The 18,121-nt window shown below is 64.3% G+C and carries 14 protein-coding genes; 11 read left to right on the plus strand and 3 right to left on the minus strand.

The window, feature by feature from the left end:
- Positions 1-48: 48 nt before the first annotated feature.
- Genes yidD through rpmH form a run of 3 tightly spaced genes read right to left on the minus strand, consistent with a single transcriptional unit; the run spans position 49 to position 878 of the window.
- On the minus strand, positions 49-339 hold the full coding sequence (gene yidD / locus EV641_RS23840; protein WP_132475105.1) for a membrane protein insertion efficiency factor YidD: 291 nt from the start codon (positions 337-339) through the stop codon (positions 49-51).
- Positions 336-713 (minus strand): ribonuclease P protein component, encoded by a 378-nt coding sequence (gene rnpA, locus EV641_RS23845; RefSeq protein WP_132475107.1) that lies wholly within the window; start codon positions 711-713, stop codon positions 336-338. Before rnpA ends, yidD begins: the two co-directional genes overlap by 4 nt.
- A 21-nt stretch (positions 714-734) precedes the next feature.
- Complete coding sequence (gene rpmH, locus EV641_RS23850) at positions 735-878, minus strand: 50S ribosomal protein L34 (protein WP_040744549.1); 144 nt, start codon at positions 876-878, stop codon at positions 735-737.
- 471 nt (positions 879-1,349) lie between these two features.
- Between rpmH and dnaA the strand changes: the two genes are divergently transcribed.
- The 11 genes from dnaA (at position 1,350) to gyrA (ending at position 18,013) form a co-directional block, all read left to right on the plus strand.
- Complete coding sequence (gene dnaA, locus EV641_RS23855; protein ID WP_132475110.1) at positions 1,350-2,999, plus strand: chromosomal replication initiator protein DnaA; 1,650 nt, start codon at positions 1,350-1,352, stop codon at positions 2,997-2,999.
- Between the two features lie 544 nt (positions 3,000-3,543).
- The gene (gene dnaN, locus EV641_RS23860) at positions 3,544-4,728 is read left to right on the plus strand and encodes a DNA polymerase III subunit beta (protein ID WP_132475113.1); all 1,185 of its coding nucleotides are present in this window, start codon (positions 3,544-3,546) and stop codon (positions 4,726-4,728) included.
- A 25-nt stretch (positions 4,729-4,753) separates the two neighbouring features.
- Complete coding sequence (gene recF, locus EV641_RS23865) at positions 4,754-5,992, plus strand: DNA replication/repair protein RecF (protein ID WP_132475116.1); 1,239 nt, start codon at positions 4,754-4,756, stop codon at positions 5,990-5,992.
- The gene (locus EV641_RS23870; RefSeq protein ID WP_132475118.1) at positions 5,979-6,536 is read left to right on the plus strand and encodes a DUF721 family protein; all 558 of its coding nucleotides are present in this window, start codon (positions 5,979-5,981) and stop codon (positions 6,534-6,536) included. Before recF ends, EV641_RS23870 begins: the two co-directional genes overlap by 14 nt.
- Positions 6,537-6,750: 214 nt before the next feature.
- Positions 6,751-8,787: a DNA topoisomerase (ATP-hydrolyzing) subunit B gene (gene gyrB, locus EV641_RS23875; RefSeq protein ID WP_132475255.1), complete on the plus strand. Its 2,037-nt coding sequence runs from the start codon at positions 6,751-6,753 to the stop codon at positions 8,785-8,787.
- Between the two features lie 382 nt (positions 8,788-9,169).
- Positions 9,170-12,874: an ATP-binding protein gene (locus EV641_RS23880; protein ID WP_132475121.1), complete on the plus strand. Its 3,705-nt coding sequence runs from the start codon at positions 9,170-9,172 to the stop codon at positions 12,872-12,874.
- A complete protein-coding gene (locus EV641_RS23885) occupies positions 12,871-13,287 on the plus strand; it encodes a roadblock/LC7 domain-containing protein (RefSeq protein WP_132475123.1) in 417 nt (138 codons plus the stop codon). The genes EV641_RS23880 and EV641_RS23885 overlap by 4 nt, the downstream gene beginning before the upstream one ends.
- A gap of 13 nt (positions 13,288-13,300) precedes the next feature.
- A complete protein-coding gene (locus EV641_RS23890) occupies positions 13,301-13,675 on the plus strand; it encodes a DUF742 domain-containing protein (RefSeq protein WP_054805600.1) in 375 nt (124 codons plus the stop codon).
- 13 nt (positions 13,676-13,688) lie between these two features.
- Positions 13,689-14,243, plus strand: coding sequence for an ATP/GTP-binding protein (locus EV641_RS23895; RefSeq protein ID WP_054715879.1), 555 nt, complete (start codon positions 13,689-13,691; stop codon positions 14,241-14,243).
- Between the two features lie 335 nt (positions 14,244-14,578).
- On the plus strand, positions 14,579-15,376 hold the full coding sequence (locus EV641_RS23900; protein WP_054715885.1) for an MHYT domain-containing protein: 798 nt from the start codon (positions 14,579-14,581) through the stop codon (positions 15,374-15,376).
- 132 nt (positions 15,377-15,508) lie between these two features.
- The gene (gene gyrA / locus EV641_RS23905; protein WP_132475126.1) at positions 15,509-18,013 is read left to right on the plus strand and encodes a DNA gyrase subunit A; all 2,505 of its coding nucleotides are present in this window, start codon (positions 15,509-15,511) and stop codon (positions 18,011-18,013) included.
- Positions 18,014-18,121: the final 108 nt, after the last annotated feature.

Raw genomic sequence — 18,121 nt, forward strand, 5'->3', positions numbered from 1 at the left:
CCATGATCGCCACGCAGCGGCGTCGGTCTCAGGTCTTGAAGTCGCCGCTCAGGTACCCGCTGGGGAATGTCGGTGTCGGCGCTCCGGCACCGGATCCCAACCACCAGGGTGCCAGGGTCCACATTTGAGCAGTCTCACAGCCGTCAGAACCGAACCGACGACGACACCCCGCGTCCGAAGCGCATCCACTGCGTATTCGCTGCACGTAGGAAAGAATCGGCAGGTCGGCATCCGGGTGGGCGACACGTAGACGCGATAGAGCTCGATACAGAAGATCAATGCCCGAGACGGCGCAGTGCGGACAGACCGCAGCGCAACACTCCACCCGGGTGAGCTCACTGCCGCCCCTCGCTCTCGAGAACCCCGAGCCGCGTCAATCCGGAGCGGACCTGCCGCTCGAGATCGCAGGATTCGGCGGTGGCTGCTCCCGGCAGCGCACGCAACACCACATCGGTACCTTCAGGAATCGACTCGACGAGCTCGACGCAGATATGACGAAGCCGGCGCGCGACTCGATGTCGAATCACCGCCGGCCCGACAGCCTTGCTCACGACGAGTCCGAAACGAGGACCGTCGACACCACTCACCACGAAATCCGGCTGCTCCCGCTGTAAGGCGTGGACAACCAGATCTCGGCGCCCCTGACGACGACCACGACGAACGGCTTCGGAGAAGTCCGAACGGCGCCGCAATCGATACGGCTCAGGTAACACCCCGAGCTCCCGGTAACGGGATCAGGCGGTGAGGGAAGCGCGGCCCTTGCGGCGACGCGCTGTCACGATGGCGCGGCCCGCACGGGTCCGCATCCGGAGACGGAAGCCGTGAACGCGCGCGCGGCGTCGGTTGTTCGGCTGGAACGTCCGCTTGCCCTTGGCCACGGTCAACACTCCTCGATAATCTGCGGCACCAGGAGGCGCCATTGGTCCAACGTTTACGGAATTTCGCATGACCCGCGCGCTGTGACACAGCACGGACCAGCCACTGCAGTACGAGTGACTGTTCGAGGCTACTCGGGTCCGGGCGCGAAATCAAACCGCGACGGTGCGGATCGCGCAACCCGACACGCCGATCCGAATTTCACCGATCCGCCCCGAGATCCCACGTGACTACCGTCACTGTGCGGTACGCTGCCCACATGGCGTCGAGGGGGATCGCTGCCACCCGGCTATCGTGTGCCACGCTGGGTTCACGAGTAGCCACCGCAGCCGGCTTTCGCCGATGACATATGCGGTTGCACTCTGCACACAACTCGAGCATTCATCCCCAGCCCGACCGGGCGGTTTCCCCTGGTTGTCCACACCTGTGGATAATCATGTGGAAATCCGGTCGACTCTGTGGGAGGAAGCTTCGTGAACGACGAGCCTAACGCGCTTGCCGATGTGTGGGCGGACGTCGTTTCCGAGCTCACCGTGGACAACGGTGGATTGTCGAAGAGCCAGAAAGCATGGCTCAACCTCGTCAAACCCATCACCTTGGCCCAGGGATTCGCACTGCTCTCGGTGCCGTCCACCCTGGCGCAGCAATCGATCGAGCGTGATCTCCGCGAGCCCATCCTTCGGGTACTCAACCGCAACCTCGGGCAGGGTGTGGAAGGACTCGGAGTCCGCGTCGAACCCCGCGAACGGATCGACGACCCCGCCGAGGATCCCTACGCCGAGCCCCGCGACACACTGCCTCTGGAGGGACTTCCGGCGGAACCCACCTCGCGTGAGGCAAAACACCGCGAAACTGCACGTCGCGACACAGAACCGAGGGAACGGCGCACGACCCGCGACGCAATGCCGCCCGGCGACGTCAGGGGTCCCTACCATCGCCGTTTCGGACCTGGATACGACCACGAGCCTCTCGAACCCGACCACGGGGATGTCGACGAGGTCGACGACGATCACGAGGCACTCACCGCGGTGCGCGAGTCCTGGCCGTCGTACTTCACACAGCCGCCGCCGCCCGAAACACCGGCGATCGGCAGCAGCAGCCTCAACGCGAAGTACACGTTCGACACCTTCGTCATCGGTGCGTCGAACCGCTTTGCGCACGCTGCCGCCGTGGCGATCGCAGAAGCGCCGGCCCGCGCCTACAACCCCCTCTTCATCTGGGGTGCGTCCGGCCTCGGCAAGACACATCTCCTGCACGCCGCGGGGCATTATGCACAGCGACTCTTCCCCGGGATGAGGGTGAAGTACGTCTCGACGGAAGAGTTCACGAACGATTTCATCAACAGCCTGCGCGACGACCGAAAGGTCGCGTTCAAACGTCGATACCGCGAGACAGACATCCTCCTCGTCGACGACATCCAGTTCATCGAAGGCAAGGAAGGCATCCAGGAGGAGTTCTTCCACACGTTCAACACTCTCCACAATGCGAACAAGCAGATCGTCGTTTCCTCGGACCGTCCGCCCAAGCAGCTGGCCACGCTCGAGGAACGGCTGCGGACCCGGTTCGAGTGGGGTCTGATCACCGACGTCCAGCCGCCCGAACTCGAGACGCGCATCGCGATCCTCAGCAAGAAGGCGCGGATGGACGGGCTCGACGTGCCCCACGATGTCCTCGAGCTCATCGCCAGCCGGATCGAACGCAACATCCGTGAACTCGAGGGTGCACTCATCCGGGTCACGGCGTTCGCCTCCCTCAACAGGCAGCCACTCGACCTGACCCTCGCCGAGGTGGTGCTGCGCGACCTGATGCCCGATTCGACAGCACTCGAGATCAACGCCTCGACGATCATGGCGGTGTGCGCCGAGTACTTCGGTATCTCGATCGACGACCTGTGCGGACCGGGCAAAGCACGCCCATTGGCCCAGGCCAGGCAGATCGCCATGTATCTGTGCCGTGAGCTCACCGACCTGTCGCTGCCGAAGATAGGCCAGACGTTCGGACGCGACCACACAACAGTCATGTACGCGGACAAGAAGATTCGCAAGGAGATGGCCGAACGACGCAAGATCTACGACCAGGTGCAGGAGCTCACGGCCCGCATCAAGCAGCGCTCGAAGCGGTAGCAAGTCACACTGCAGGACCACTCACGAATCGGGAGCGTCGCCACGACGCTCCCGATTTTTTCTGTCCACAGACTGTGCGTAACCCATCGATTTCGTCCCGGATCTCGAGAAAGAAGGCACACTCACACTTGTGGACAACGGTGTGCAGAACGTGGAATCTTTGTGGACGAACGGTGGACAGAACTAGAACAGTCTCGAGGAGTCCACATCCATCCTCGAGAATTCCTCGAGTTCATCCTCGAGTCGGACGGCTCGAGAAGGCCGCGTCACCAGCCTAGACGGTCGTTCGTCCACAGATTCCACAGGACCTATTACTACTTCTGTGAATTCTTCTCAGAAATACTCTTTCAAAACAGGTGTGTGGATCCCTCGAGTCCACAGGCCCTCGAGAGTCGCGTCGTCGCAACGGCGTCCGGCTTTCCAAGCAGGGCTCGAGCGCCTACCGTGGAGCCGCATCCCCGACGCCGAGCAGTGGAGTCGGGACCGTGTGTCAGACTCGTAAGACTTGTCGATGACCACGATCGAGAGAGGATCCCCCGGGGCGATGGAGCTTGGAAGCATGAAGTTTCGTGTTGCTCGCGAGGACTTCGCCGACTCTGTCGCATGGGTGGCACGGAGCCTCCCGTCGCGCCCACCGGTTCCGGTGCTCGGTGGAGTCCTGCTCGGAGCCGATGAGCAAGGCCTGACCGTCTCGGGCTTCGACTACGAGGTCTCGGCGCAGGTACACGTCCCGGCAGAAGTGATCACCCCGGGCAAGGTGCTCGTATCGGGCAAGCTGCTCGCAGATATCACCCGCTCGCTCCCCAACAAGCCCGTGGATGTCGTCCTCGATGGCACCCGCGTGCTCATCACCTGCGGTAGCGCGAAGTTCTCCCTGCCGACGATGCCGGTCGAGGACTACCCACAGCTCCCCGAGCTTCCGCAGCAGACGGGTGCCCTGTCCGGCGATCTGTTCGCCGAGGCGATCGGCCAGGTTGCGGTCGCCGCAGGCAAGGACGACACGCTTCCGATGCTCACCGGTATCCGCGTCGAGATCGAGGGCACCGACATGGTGCTCGCGGCCACCGACCGTTTCCGCCTCGCGGTGCGCAAGCTCGAGTGGATGCCCACCGGCGACAGCACCAGCTCAGCTGTGCTGGTACCGGCCAAGACGCTTTCCGAAGCCGCGAAAACTGTTGGTGGAGCATCTAGTCCGGTGGTGCAGCTGGCACTCGGTAGTGGCTCGTCGGTCGGTGCCGAAGGACTGCTCGGCATCGTCGCGGACGGACGTCGCACCACCACACGTCTCCTCGACGCCGAATTCCCCAAGTTCCGTCAGCTGCTCCCCAACGAGCACACCGCGATGGCCACGGTCGAGATCGCACCGCTGGTCGAGGCGATCAAACGTGTCGCTCTCGTCGCCGAACGCGGAGCCCAGGTCCGACTCGAGTTCAACGAGGGCAGTGTGCTGCTCTCGGCCGGCGGCGACGACGCGGGACGCGCCGAGGAATCACATCCGGCCGAATTCCACGGCGAACCGATGGTCATCGCGTTCAATCCGGGATACCTGCTCGACGGTCTGACGTCGCTGCACACCGACAAGGTGTCGTTCGGGTTCACCACCTCCAGCCGTCCGGCCGTGCTGCGGCCGGCCACCGACGAGGAGCCGGTGCCCGACGAGTCGGGCACGTTCGCTGCCCCCGACAGCGCCTACACCTACCTCTTGATGCCGGTGCGCCTGCCGGGCTGACCGGCGAGCAGAAAGTGGACGGACCGTGTACGTTCGCACCTTCGCGCTGCGCGATTTCCGGTCATGGGAGACCGCGTCGGTCGATTTGACTCCGGGCCCAACGGTTTTCGTCGGGCCCAACGGACACGGCAAGACCAATCTCATCGAGGCGCTCGGGTACCTGTCGGGTCTGTCATCGCATCGCGTGGCGTCCGATTCTCCTCTCCTTCGCGCCGGGACCCCACGAGCGTTCGTCGGTGCAGTGGTCGTCAACGGCGGCCGTGAACTAGGAATCGACATCGAGATCAACGACGGAAAGGTCAATCGGGCGCGGATCAACCAGTCGCCCGCCAGGCGACCGAGGGAGATCGTCGGGATCCTCCGGACGGTGTTGTTCGCGCCCGAGGATCTCTCGCTCGTCCGCGGCGACCCTGGGGACCGTCGGCGGTTCCTCGACGAACTGCTGACCACCCGTTTCCCCCGCCTCGGGGGTGTGCGCGCGGACTATGACAAGGTTCTGCGACAGCGCTCGGCGTTGCTCAAGACGGCCGGTGGTGCACTGCGCCGGGGCGCTCGATCGAGTGATGGTGCGAGTGCGCTGGCGACCCTCGACGTGTGGGACGGACATCTCGCGGCGCACGGGTCGGAGTTGCTGGCCGCACGGATCGCACTCCTGCACGACCTCGCGCCTCATGTGGTCGAGTCCTACCGGTCTATCGCACCGGAATCGCGTCCGGCGGTCCTGCGCTATCGGAGCAGTCTCGGCGATCCGCTTCCGGCAGAATTCGCCGATCCCTCGCGGGTGCCCCAACACGACGACCGTGAACTGATCGAGGCCGCGTTCTTGCAGAGGCTCTCGGAGATGCGTTCCAAGGAAATCGAACGGGGAGTGTGCCTGGTCGGTCCTCATCGCGACGACCTCGAATTGATCCTCGGCGATCAGCCTGCGAAAGGATATGCGAGCCACGGGGAATCCTGGTCGTTCGCTCTGTCGCTGCGACTCGGTGCGTTCGCTCTGCTCCGGTCGGACGGTACGGATCCGGTGCTCATGCTCGACGACGTGTTCGCAGAGTTGGACCGTCGTCGACGCGCCGCACTCGCGTCGGTCGCGGCGACGGCGGAGCAGGTCCTCATCACCGCGGCCGTACCCGAGGACGTGCCTTCCGAGCTGACGGGTGCGCGGTTCCCGGTGCATGCCGAGGACACCGAACGTGGCCGTATCTCTGTGCTGGGTGCGGCAGCGCGAGGAGAATCGGTCGAGGAGGTATCCGATGACGGACGATGACACCGCCGGCTCGAAGGACAACGGAGCGGAACCGGAGCTCCGCGGAGTGGACCTGGCACGTCGCGCGCTCGAGGAAGCTCGAGCGGCGGCGAAGGCCAGCGGTAAATCGGTCGGCCAGGGGCGCGCCTCGAGCGGCCGGGTGCGGCCACGTCGCCGCAAGCGGGGATGGTCCGGACCCGGACCCGACGACCGCGATCCTCAGAGGCTGGGCGCGTTGACCGGTGCGATCTCGAAGCAACGTGGCTGGTCCGCACATGTGTCGGAAGGCACGGTGCTGGGTAGTTGGGCGCGGGTCGTGGGCGAAGACATCGCCTCACATGCGCAACCCACGACACTTCGCGACGGGATCCTCCATGTCTCGGCAGAGTCGACCGCATGGGCAACGCAGCTGCGGATGATCCAATCGCAGATTCTTGCGAAGGTTGCGGCGTCCGTGGGGCACGGTGTGGTCAAGGAACTTCGGATCACCGGTCCCGCTGCGCCGAGCTGGCGTAAGGGTGAACGACACATCCGCGGTCGCGGCCCCCGCGACACCTACGGCTAGACCCCGGGCCCGATCCCCGTTCGAGCGCCGAAAATGCGGCGATGTAGGAATTCACTTTCGCCGGTGCGCGCCGGGCCGACTGTGGGGACGTGAGCGGTGCGGCAACCGCACTCTGTGTCGCCGGGGGCATATGGGCTCATGCCAAGTAGAATGGACAGGAATGCGCCGCGCGCATGTGTGCGAGGCCGAGGCGGAAAAGGAGAGCTACCCACCCGTGGCTGCCGAGAAGTCGAACAAGAACAAAAGTGACTACGGTGCGTCTTCCATCACCGTCCTCGAGGGCCTCGAGGCGGTTCGTAAGCGTCCTGGTATGTACATCGGCTCTACGGGAGAGCGTGGTCTTCACCACCTCATCTGGGAGGTCGTCGACAACTCGGTCGACGAGGCGATGGCGGGGTACGCCACCAAGGTGGAGGTGACCCTGCTCGCGAACGGTGGTGTCGAGGTCGTCGACGACGGCCGTGGCATCCCGGTCGGTATGCACGCGTCGGGTGTGCCCACGGTCGAGGTCGTGCTCACCCAGCTCCACGCAGGCGGCAAGTTCGACTCCGACGCGTACGCGGTGTCCGGCGGTCTGCACGGTGTCGGTATTTCGGTCGTCAACGCCCTCTCCACCAAGCTCGAGGTGGAGATCGATGTCGACGGCCACCACTGGGAACAGACCTATACGAACTCGAAGCCCGGTGAGCTGGTCAAGGGCGAGGCAACCAAACGCACCGGAACGACGGTGCGGTTCTTCGCCGACGACGACATCTTCGAATCCACGCAGTACAACTTCGAGACCGTTTCGCGGCGCCTGCAGGAGATGGCGTTCCTCAACAAGGGTCTGACCATCACGCTCACCGACGAGCGGGTTCTTCCCGAAGAGGTCACCGACGAGATCGTCGCGGAGACTGCCGAAGCGCCGAAGACTGCCGAGGACGAGGCTGCCGAGGCCTCCGAACCCCCGGTACACAAGATCAAGACTCGCGTCTACCACTACCCGGGTGGTCTCGAGGACTACGTCCGTCACATCAACCGCACCAAGACGCCGATCCACAACTCCGTGGTGGGGTTCACCGCCAAGGGTACCGGTCACGAGCTCGAGCTCGCGATGCAGTGGAACTCGGGTTACTCCGAGTCCGTCCACACCTTTGCCAACACCATCAACACCCACGAGGGCGGCACGCACGAGGAAGGTTTCCGTGCGGCGCTCACGAGCGTGGTCAACCGGTACGCGAAAGAGAAGAAGCTCCTCAAGGACAAGGACCCGAACCTCACCGGTGACGACATCCGTGAGGGTCTGGCCGCGATCATCTCGGTGAAGGTCGCCGAGCCGCAGTTCGAGGGGCAGACGAAGACGAAGCTCGGCAATACCGAGGTCAAGTCGTTCGTGCAGAAGGCGTGCAACGAGCACATCTCGCACTGGCTCGAGGCAAATCCGGCCGACGCGAAGACGATCGTGACCAAGGCCGTGTCGTCGGCGCAGGCCCGTGTCGCAGCGCGCAAGGCACGCGAGTTGGTGCGCCGCAAGAGTGCTACCGACATCGGCGGCCTGCCGGGCAAGCTCGCGGACTGCCGGTCGAAGGACCCGAGCAAGTGCGAGATCTACATCGTGGAGGGCGACTCCGCCGGTGGTTCGGCGAAGTCGGGCCGCGACTCGATGTACCAGGCGATCCTGCCGCTGCGCGGAAAGATCATCAATGTCGAGAAGGCGCGTATCGACCGTGTGCTGAAGAACGCCGAAGTCCAGTCGATCATCACGGCGTTCGGCACAGGTATCCACGAAGAGTTCGACATCGCCAAGCTGCGCTACCACAAGATCGTGCTGATGGCCGACGCTGACGTCGACGGACAGCACATCGCGACGTTGCTGCTCACGCTGCTGTTCCGTTTCATGCGTCCACTCGTCGAGCACGGCCACGTGTACCTGGCACAGCCGCCGCTGTACAAGCTCAAGTGGCAGCGTGCAGAGGCCGAGTTCGCCTACTCGGACCGTGAGCGCGACGTTCTTCTCGAGTCGGGCCTCGCGGCAGGCAAGAAGATCAACAAGGACGACGGGATCCAGCGTTACAAGGGCCTCGGCGAGATGAACGCCAAGGAACTGTGGGAGACGACGATGGATCCGAGCGTGCGCATCCTGCGTCAGGTCACCCTCGACGACGCCGCTGCGGCCGACGAGTTGTTCAGCGTGCTCATGGGTGAGGATGTCGAGGCCCGGCGTAGCTTCATCACTCGCAATGCGAAGGATGTGCGCTTCCTCGACGTCTGATCCTGCGGAGATGTGAAGTCGGGGCAGACTGCCCCGACTCCGGCGTGTCGTGCCGGTAGGGCCTGCGATGTGTGATATTTCATGTCGCAGGCCCTACTGATACTCTCATTTCGGACTAATGCCGCTTACATTCAGCGGTTACTCATGAGTACACTCCTATCGGCCATCCGTATGCATGGCCGCCGAACAGGGCCATGAAGGGAATCACCCGGCGTATGTGGAAACCCGTCTTCCATATCCCCTGTATGTCCCGATATGGTGCCCTCACCCAGAAACGTCTCGTTCGACTGCATTCCAGCGGAAATCATGCTCACCGGTCGAGTGGGTTGGTCGTGAATGCTCGTCGCGCGGCGCGAACGGGTTGGAAGGAGAGCTGTAATCCATGAGTGACGAGTCACCGCGCCGGCAGCGGTGGTGGAATATCGAGGGGTGGGGACTTCGCAGGAAGGTCACTGCCGTTCTCGCCGTTCCGGTAACAGTGGCGATGGTCCTCGGTGGACTCCGCGTCGAAGCGGAACTCAGCAATGCGGTCCATTTTTCGTCCGCCGCTGACCAAGTCGTGGGTGTGCCCGACATCGTCGACTTCTCGACTGCTTTCGCAACTTCCACCGCGACCAATGCCTCCGGCACCGCCCGGCCGGACGACCTCGAGCTCCTGCGGGAATCGTTCGAGAAGATCAAGCCGCTCGCCGAGAACCCCGAGTTGGATCCCGCTGTCACCTCCGACCTCACCCAGACGATCGCCGCCGCAGAGACCCTCTACGGGCAGATGCAGGCCGGCCCCGTGCCGGTTGCGCAGATCGCCACGGTCTACAACGAGGTGCGCGACAACCTCAACCGCATCGTCGAGGCGATTCTCGACCAGATCGACGACCCGGACGTTCTCGATCACGGAACACGCCTGATCAACGCGTGGTACTCGCAGCGCTATCTGTTCGGTCAGGTGCTCGGCATCATCGAGATCCTCGAGAATCCGACGACTTCCGGCACCGCTCTCGTCACCGCATCCGGCGGCGAACTCGCGATGCTCGACCTCCTTGCCCGTTCCTTCCCTCTTGCCGACGCGCAGATCGCAGACCTGCGCAGCGGTATCGACCAGCGCACCGCGATGGTGGAAGCTGCAGGTCAGGGACCGCTTCCGGTGATGGATCTGCGGGAATCGATGCTCCACAGCGTCGATGTCTACGCCAACATCATCAACGAAGCCTCACAAGCGATCACCACGACTGTCGTCGACCGCGCGGCGGAGACTCGTTCCGCCGCACTCCGAGATACTGCGTTCGTGCTCGCCGCGCTGCTCGTAGCCCTCGTCCTCGCGTTGCTCGTGTCGCGATCGCTGGTCGGCCCGATCCGTCGCCTGCGGTACGGCACCCTCAAGGTTGCGCGTCAGGAACTGCCCGAAGCCATCGACCGGATCAAGGTCGGCGACAGCATCGAGGACATCGAGTTCACTCGGGTTCCGGTGCACACGACCGAAGAGATCGGTCAGCTTGCCCGCGCCGTCGACGACATGCACGGACAGGCTCTGCGTCTCGCCGGCGAGCAGGCCCACCTCCGCTTGCAGATCAGCGACATGTTCGAGACCCTCGCACGTCGAAGCAAGTCGCTCGTCGAACAACAGCTCGGACTCATCGAGCGACTCGAGTACGAAGAGAAGGACCCGTCCCGTCTCGAGAGCTTGTTCAAGCTCGATCACCTTGCAGCACGTATGCGCCGTAACGGAGACAACCTCCTGATTCTCTCCGGTACACGTATGCGCCGTGGCGAGTCTGCTCCGGTTCAGCTCGGCGACATCCTGCGTGCAGCGATGTCCGAGGTCGAGGATTACCAGCGAGTCGAAATCGGTTCCACTCCCGACGGTGCGCTCAGCGGTGCTGTCGCGACGGACATCGTCCACCTGCTCGCGGAGCTGGTCGACAATGCGCTGCGTGCTTCCCCGCCGGACAGCACCGTCACGTTCAGTTTCGCGCGTGCCGTCGATGGTGGCCTGCTCGTCGAGATCGCCGACCGCGGTATCGGTATCCCGTCCGACGAACTCGAGTTGATCAACGATCGTCTCCGCCAGGGTGGCGAGGTGGGTCCGGACACCGCTCGCCACATGGGTCTGTTCGTGACCTCACGTCTCGCAGATCGGCACGGGCTCACCGTGCGCCTGCGGCCGACGTTCGACACCGCGCGTAATCCCGGTATCACCGCAAGCGTCCATATTCCGGACGTCCTGCTCATGTCGCCGCTGGCGCTGTCTCAGCCGGGTCCCGTCGTCGTCGATGGTGAGGCGGAGGAGATCTCCGTCGCCCAGCAACAGGAACTTACTCTGCCCGCGGGCGCGGGCAAGGAAACGGATCTCGACCACTCGCAGCCGATTCCGGAGTACCTTCCGGTGCGGGCCGGCTCGCGTCAGGAATCCCGCGTCGACGACCAGCCCACGGAGATCCGTCGTCCGGACACTGCCACGGCAGGGTTCCAGCAGTCGGAGCCGATCTATCGGGAACAGCAATCCGAGCCGGTGTACCGAGAACAGCCGCAGCTTCAGCCGCAGGCGTTCCATTCTGCTCCGCCCGCCCATTCTGCTCCGCCCGCCCATTCTGCTCCGCCCGCTCCGCCTCGACAGCAGCCGTCGCGCGAGCAGGTGCCGACAGGTCTGCCGCAGCGTCAGCCGGGTCTGCCGCAGCGTCAGCCGGGCTCTACGCCGGGTCTGCCGCAGCGTCAGCCCGGTTCGACGCCGGGTCTGCCGCAACGTAGCCCCGGCTCGACCGAGGGTCTGCCTCAGCCGGACGGACAGCAGGCTCCCCGCCGGATCCAGCCCGATGCCGCGGCAGCATTGGCCTCGGCACTTCCTTCGCGTGCCAACCGCACACCTGTGGATCCGAATGCAGAGAACGGGCGCCGCGAGGACCTCGAGCGTGAGCATCAGGTTCAGCAAGCGCAGGGCGCGTCGACGCAGTTCGGTGCGCCGGAGCAGGAATCGCCGCGTCACGAGGCCCCGGTTCAGGAAGCTCAGAACCAGGATGAGAAGAACGGGGAATCGTCGAGCCACGCAGCTCACGCTCTGGCGACCCCGCCGGCTCGTGAGTCGGGTCTGCCTCAGCGTCGTCCCATGCAGGACCCCGCACCGGAGAACCGCTCCTTCGATCAGGGGCGGCCGGCAGCGTCGGGCCCCGGTCTGCCGCAGCGTCGCCCGGGTGCAACCCCCGGTGTTCCAGTGCGGGCAGTGAGGCCGCCTCAGGATGCGGATGCGGATGCGCCAGAGCCGGGCCTGCCTCAGCGCAACCCCGGATCCACGCCGGGTCTGCCTCAGCGTCAGCCCGGTTCCACGCCGGGTCTGCCGCCGCAGAACCAGGGTGGGCAGGCAGAGTCGAGCGGTCGTGCTGCACAGCCGACCCGCAGCGAACAGGATGCGCGACCGGCACAGGTCACCTCCTCCGGTCTGCCTCAGCGTCAGCCCGGTGCAACACCGGGAGTGGCACCTCTTCAGGCAGGTCCACCGCCCAGTAGCGAGAATCGCCGTGGCGGAGCCTTCGGTCTGCCTCGTCGGCAGCCGGGTTCTTCGCCGCGGATCCCGCAATCCGCGGCCAGGCCGGCAAGTATCGCCGACGGTGGTTCGGTGTCGGAGAAGACCGATGCGCAGAATGCTGCTCGGCATCGTTACCGCACGAACTCCGCGAAGACCGCGTCGTTCTTCCAGCCCCGTCCGGATGCAGGTTCGCTGAAACCGCACTCCGCGGCCGGCAACCCGATCTTCTCCGACATGATGTCGGACTGGCTCGTCGATCCGACGAACCTGCCCGAGGATCGGCGGAAGCGCGAGTGGCATTCGGCTGCAGACTCGGGATGGCAGGCCGCGCAGCGTGCAGCGGAAATCCCGGTGGAGGAACACACCACTTCCGGTCTTCCCCGCCGGGCACCGGGCGAACGTCTGGTCCCGGGTGCCGTGCGCCAACCTGTGACCGCAGAACAGCGCGCACTCCGACGTCGTGACCCGGAATCCATCCGGGCCAATCTCAGTCGCCACCAGCAGGGAGTCCGCAATGGGCGTGCTTCGGCGACGACAAGTAATCGCGAGAACAATGAACAGGGAGTTCGATGAACATTGATCATGGATCCGATGTAGCTCGTCCATTGGACTGGTTGGTTTCCAACTTTGCGCGCGAAGTCCCCGGTGTCTCGCATGCGGTCCTCGTGTCGGCCGACGGCCTCCTCATGGCTGCCAGCGCACATCTTCCGGTCGACCGTGCCGAGCAGCTCGCTGCGGTGACGTCCGGATTAGCGAGCCTCTCCAACGGGGTTTCGCAGTTGTTCGACGGTGGCGGAGTGTTGCAGTCCGTCGTCGAGATGCAGCACGGTTATCTGCTGCTCATGAGCGTCGGTGACGGTTCGCATCTCGCTGCGCTCACTGCTTCGGAATGCGATATCGGACAGGTCGGCTACGAGATGGCGCTCCTGGTCGACCGCGTGGGTGCGTCGGTCGAGGCGACGCCTCGGGTCGGCCAGAGGTCCTGACGTCGAGGTGGCCATGGAACCGCGCAAGCCGGAGTCGGTGCCGGACCAGCCGAGTCTGGTCCGGCCGTACTCGCTGACTTCGGGACGCACCAGTCCTGCGGTCGAATTGGCGTTGGAAGCCCTGATCCAGGCAATTCCGGGCACCGACAGCCGGGCCCGGGATCTGGACAACATCAACGCCACGATCTTGGAACTGTGCAAGGAGTCCCCGTCGGTCGCCGAGATCGCTGCGAGGGTGGGTGTGCCGCTCGGAGTTGCACGCGTGCTCGTCGCCGACCTCGTCGAAGCCGGGCATGTACAGATCCTGGCCACGCTGAAAGACGATTCGAGCGACGCGGAGCGTCGTGAGCTGATTGAAAGGGTCCTCAGTGGACTTCGCGAACTCTAACGCTACGAAGCGCGTGACCTCGACCAAGATCGTGATCGCCGGCGGATTCGGTGTCGGCAAGACCACGCTGGTAGGGGCCGTGTCGGAGATTGTTCCACTCCGCACGGAAGCGCTTGTCACGAACGCCAGCGATGGCGTCGACAACCTTGCGGCAACGCCGCAGAAGTCGACGACGACCGTGGCCATGGACTTCGGCCGAATCAGTTTGGCCGAGGATCTCGTGCTCTACCTCTTCGGCACGCCGGGTCAGCATCGGTTCTGGTTCATGTGGGACGACCTCATCCGAGGTGCCATCGGTGCGATCGTGCTGATCGATACCCGACGACTGGACGAGAGCTTTGCCGCTGTCGATTTCTTCGAAGCGCGCAATCTTCCGTTCATCGTCGCGATCAACGAGTTCGACGATGCACCGCGGTACCCGCTCGAAGACATCCGGCAGGCCATGGCCATTTCTCCCGAGGTGCCGATCGTATCGATCGACGCTCGCTCGCGTGAATCGGCGAAACAGGCACTTGTCACCGTCACCGAATACGCACTTCGGAAGTTGCATCAGCCTGTGGCCCAGTAAGAGATCGGGTCCGTGGCCGTTCACCATGGGGAATCGGTGACGGCGGGGCTCCCATCACCTCGGCAAACGGGGCGTTCGTCGGAGTGGCGAGTGCGCGCACCGCGCGCACTGCGTCAACCGACGGAGTCCGTGTGTGATGGTCGATCACTGCTGCGCCACGGCCGCTGATCGGTAGGTCACACTGCCGGTAGCGGCGTCGGTTCGGTCTCGTGAAGGGACTTCTCGTTCAAGAGATTTCGATGTTCGTGACATAGTGGTTCGTCGGCAACGGGGGTCTTGCCGAAAATTCGATCCATGTAACACGAGGGGGCGTGCTGGCGCTCCGGGGGGAACGTATGTCGCACGAACTTCACCACTTCTCCATGGGGATGTGGGTCTTCTTTCTGGCTTGGCTCACCTCGATCGTGGGGTGCTACATCGGCCTGACCTGCGCGCGCCGCGCGAGGCAGGCCACTGTGCGCCGGGAGAAGCGACGCTGGACCGCGTTGGCGAGCGTCGCGACCGGCGGGATCGGTGTCTGGCTGATGCATTTCACCGGCATGATCGGATTCGAGATTCCGGGCGCCATCGTCCGTTTCAACATCTGGCTGACCTTGCTGTCGGTTGTGCTCGCGGTCGGTGCCACCTGGTTCGGACTTTCTGTCGTCGACGTCGACGAGCCGTGGATGCAGTGGGTGCCCGATGGGCTGAGGCTGCCGCTCGGTGGTGTGATCATGGGCCTCGGTGTGGGCGCGATGCACTACAGCGGGATGGCCGCGATTCGTGTCGCGGGAACGCTCGATCAGGCGGTGCCCTACGTACTTGCTTCGTTGGCGATCGGCATCATGGCCGCCTTCACCGCTCTGTGGCTCAGCCTCGAGGTGGATCGGCGCGCGGTGCGCTTCCCTGCTGCGGTGCTGATGGGATGTGCGGTCGTCGCGCTGCATTACACGGGTATGGCGGGTATTTCCGTGGTCCTGGACCCGTTGGCGGAGTTGCCCGAGGGGATGACCGCGGTGGCGTTGCTGTTCCCGGGCTTCGTGGTCGGCGTGATCGCACTTGCGATCACGGTGGTGCTGTTGATGGCGGCGCCGAGCGATCAGGATCTCCAGCACGAGTACGAGATCGCGGACTGGATCGACGACGTTCGTTAGGACACCGGTTCGGGGAAAGTGCCTGTCCTTGGCAGCACTAGCTGACCTGCACCTATAGACTCGGGTGGTTGCGAGACGTTCGTCGGGCCCCAGCTCGGATCGGACGTTCGAGCCGAGTAGAAGAAGGAGCTCATGACCGACACCACGTTGCCGCCGGAGGGTGCGGGGCACGACCGCATCGAGCCCGTCGACATCCAGCAGGAGATGCAGAACAGCTACATCGATTACGCGATGAGCGTGATCGTGGGCCGAGCCCTCCCCGATGTGCGTGACGGTCTCAAGCCCGTGCACCGACGCGTGCTGTACGCGATGTTCGACAACGGCTTCCGCCCCGAGCGCGGCTATGTGAAGTCTGCGCGTGCGGTCGCAGAGACGATGGGCAACTACCACCCGCACGGCGACTCTTCGATCTACGACACCCTGGTGCGTCTCGCCCAGCCGTGGTCGATGCGGTACCCGCTCGTCGACGGGCAGGGAAACTTCGGTTCCCGCGGAAACGACGGTGCTGCCGCCATGCGGTACACAGAGTGCCGTCTGACTCCGCTCGCCATGGAGATGTTGCGGGAAATCGACCACGAGACGGTCGATTTCCAGCCGAACTACGACGGTCGTACCCAGGAACCGACGGTTCTCCCCAGCCGTATCCCCAACCTGTTGATCAATGGTTCGGGCGGTATCGCGGTCGGTATGGCCACCAACATTCCGCCGCACAACCTCAACGAGGTAGCCGAGGCGGTCTACTGGGCGCTCGAGAACTTCGAGGCCGACGAGGAAGCCACGCTCGCGGCGGTCATGGAGCGCATCAAGGGCCCCGATTTCCCGACCTCAGGGCTGATCACCGGCTCGCAGGGCATCCACGATGCCTACACGACCGGGCGTGGTTCGGTGAAGATGCGCGGCGTCGTGGAGATCGAAGAGGACTCCAAGGGTCGGTCGTTCATCGTCATCACCGAGTTGCCGTACATGGTCAACCCGGACAACCTGATCACGTCGATCGCGGAGCAGGTGCGCGACGCGAAGATCGCGGGCATCTCCGATATCCACGACGAGTCGTCCGACCGCATCGGCATGCGCATCGTCGTCACGGTCCGCCGCGACGCCGTCGCCAAGGTCGTGCTGAACAACCTCTACAAGCACACGCAGCTGCAGACGAGCTTCGGATGCAACATGCTGTCGATCGTCGACGGAGTGCCACGCACGCTGCGCCTCGACCAGATGATCCGGCTGTATGTCACCCACCAGATCGAGGTCATCGTCCGCCGGACGCGGTACCTGCTGCGCAAGGCCGAAGAGCGGGCCCATATCCTGCGCGGTCTGGTCAAGGCCCTCGACGCCCTCGACGAGGTCATCAGGTTGATCCGCGCGTCGCAGACCGTGGACATCGCCCGCGCAGGCCTCATGGAGTTGCTCGACGTCGACGAGATCCAGGCGGACGCCATCCTGGCGATGCAGTTGCGCCGGCTCGCGGCCCTGGAACGGCAGAAGATCGTCGACGACCTCGCCGAGATCGAACGCGAGATCGAAGACTACAAGGACATCCTCGCCAAGCCCGAGCGGCAGCGCGCAATCGTCCGCGACGAACTGAAAGAGATCGTCGAGAAGTACGGCGATGAGCGTCGCACGCGCATCGTTCCCGCCGACGGCGACGTCACCGACGAGGATCTGATCGCCCGCGAGGACGTGGTCGTCACGATCACCGAGACCGGCTACGCCAAGCGGACCCGCACCGACCTGTACCGGTCGCAGAAGCGTGGTGGCAAGGGTGTCAAGGGTGCCGACCTCAAGCAGGACGACATCGTCAAGCACTTCTTCGTGACGTCGACGCACGACTGGCTGCTGTTCTTCACGACGAAGGGCCGCGTCTACCGCGCGAAGGCGTACGAGCTTCCCGAAGCGAACCGCACGGCTCGTGGCCAGCACGTCGCGAACCTGCTGGCATTCCAGCCGGACGAGCGGATCCAGGGCGTCATCCGGCTCAAGACATACGAGGACGCGCCCTACTTGGTGCTCGCCACCCGCAACGGCCTGGTGAAGAAGTCGCGTCTGTCGGACTTCGATTCGAACCGGTCGGGCGGCATCGTCGCGATCAACCTGCGTGACGAGGACGAGCTGGTCGGCGCCGTGCTGTGTTCTGCCGACGACGACCTGCTGCTGGTGTCGGAGCTGGGTCAGTCCATCCGTTTCTCGGCGACCGACGAGGCGTTGCGTCCGATGGGTCGCGCGACGTCCGGCGTCCAGGGCATGCGGTTCAACGGCGAGGACAAACTGCTGTCGCTGAATGTGGTGAAGGAGGGCACGTACCTGCTGGTTGCGACGTCCGGTGGCTATGCGAAGCGCACGCCGATGGAGGACTATCCGGTTCAGGGTCGCGGCGGTAAGGGTGTTCTGACCATCCAGTACGACAAGCGACGTGGCACCCTGGTCGGTGCACTGATCGTCGAGGACGATGACGAGTTGTACGCGATCACGTCCGGCGGCGGTGTCATTCGTACTGCTGCCAAGCAGGTGCGCAAGGCAGGCCGACAGACCAAGGGTGTGCGTTTGATGAACCTGGGCGACGGCGACACGTTGCTTGCGATTGCACGCAACGCCGACGAGCCTGAGGAGATCGACGCATCCGAATCGAAGGAGTCGTAAGTGAGCACTCCCCAGGGGCCGAACGGATCCGACCAGGGAAAATCCGCCCGGAAGCCCGAGGATCGGAACGGACGCGAGGTGGAAACCGATCCGAGCGGCCCGGCCGCT

Origin of the sequence: Rhodococcus sp. SMB37, assembly GCF_004345605.1 — a bacterium.
Classification (GTDB): domain Bacteria; phylum Actinomycetota; class Actinomycetes; order Mycobacteriales; family Mycobacteriaceae; genus Rhodococcus.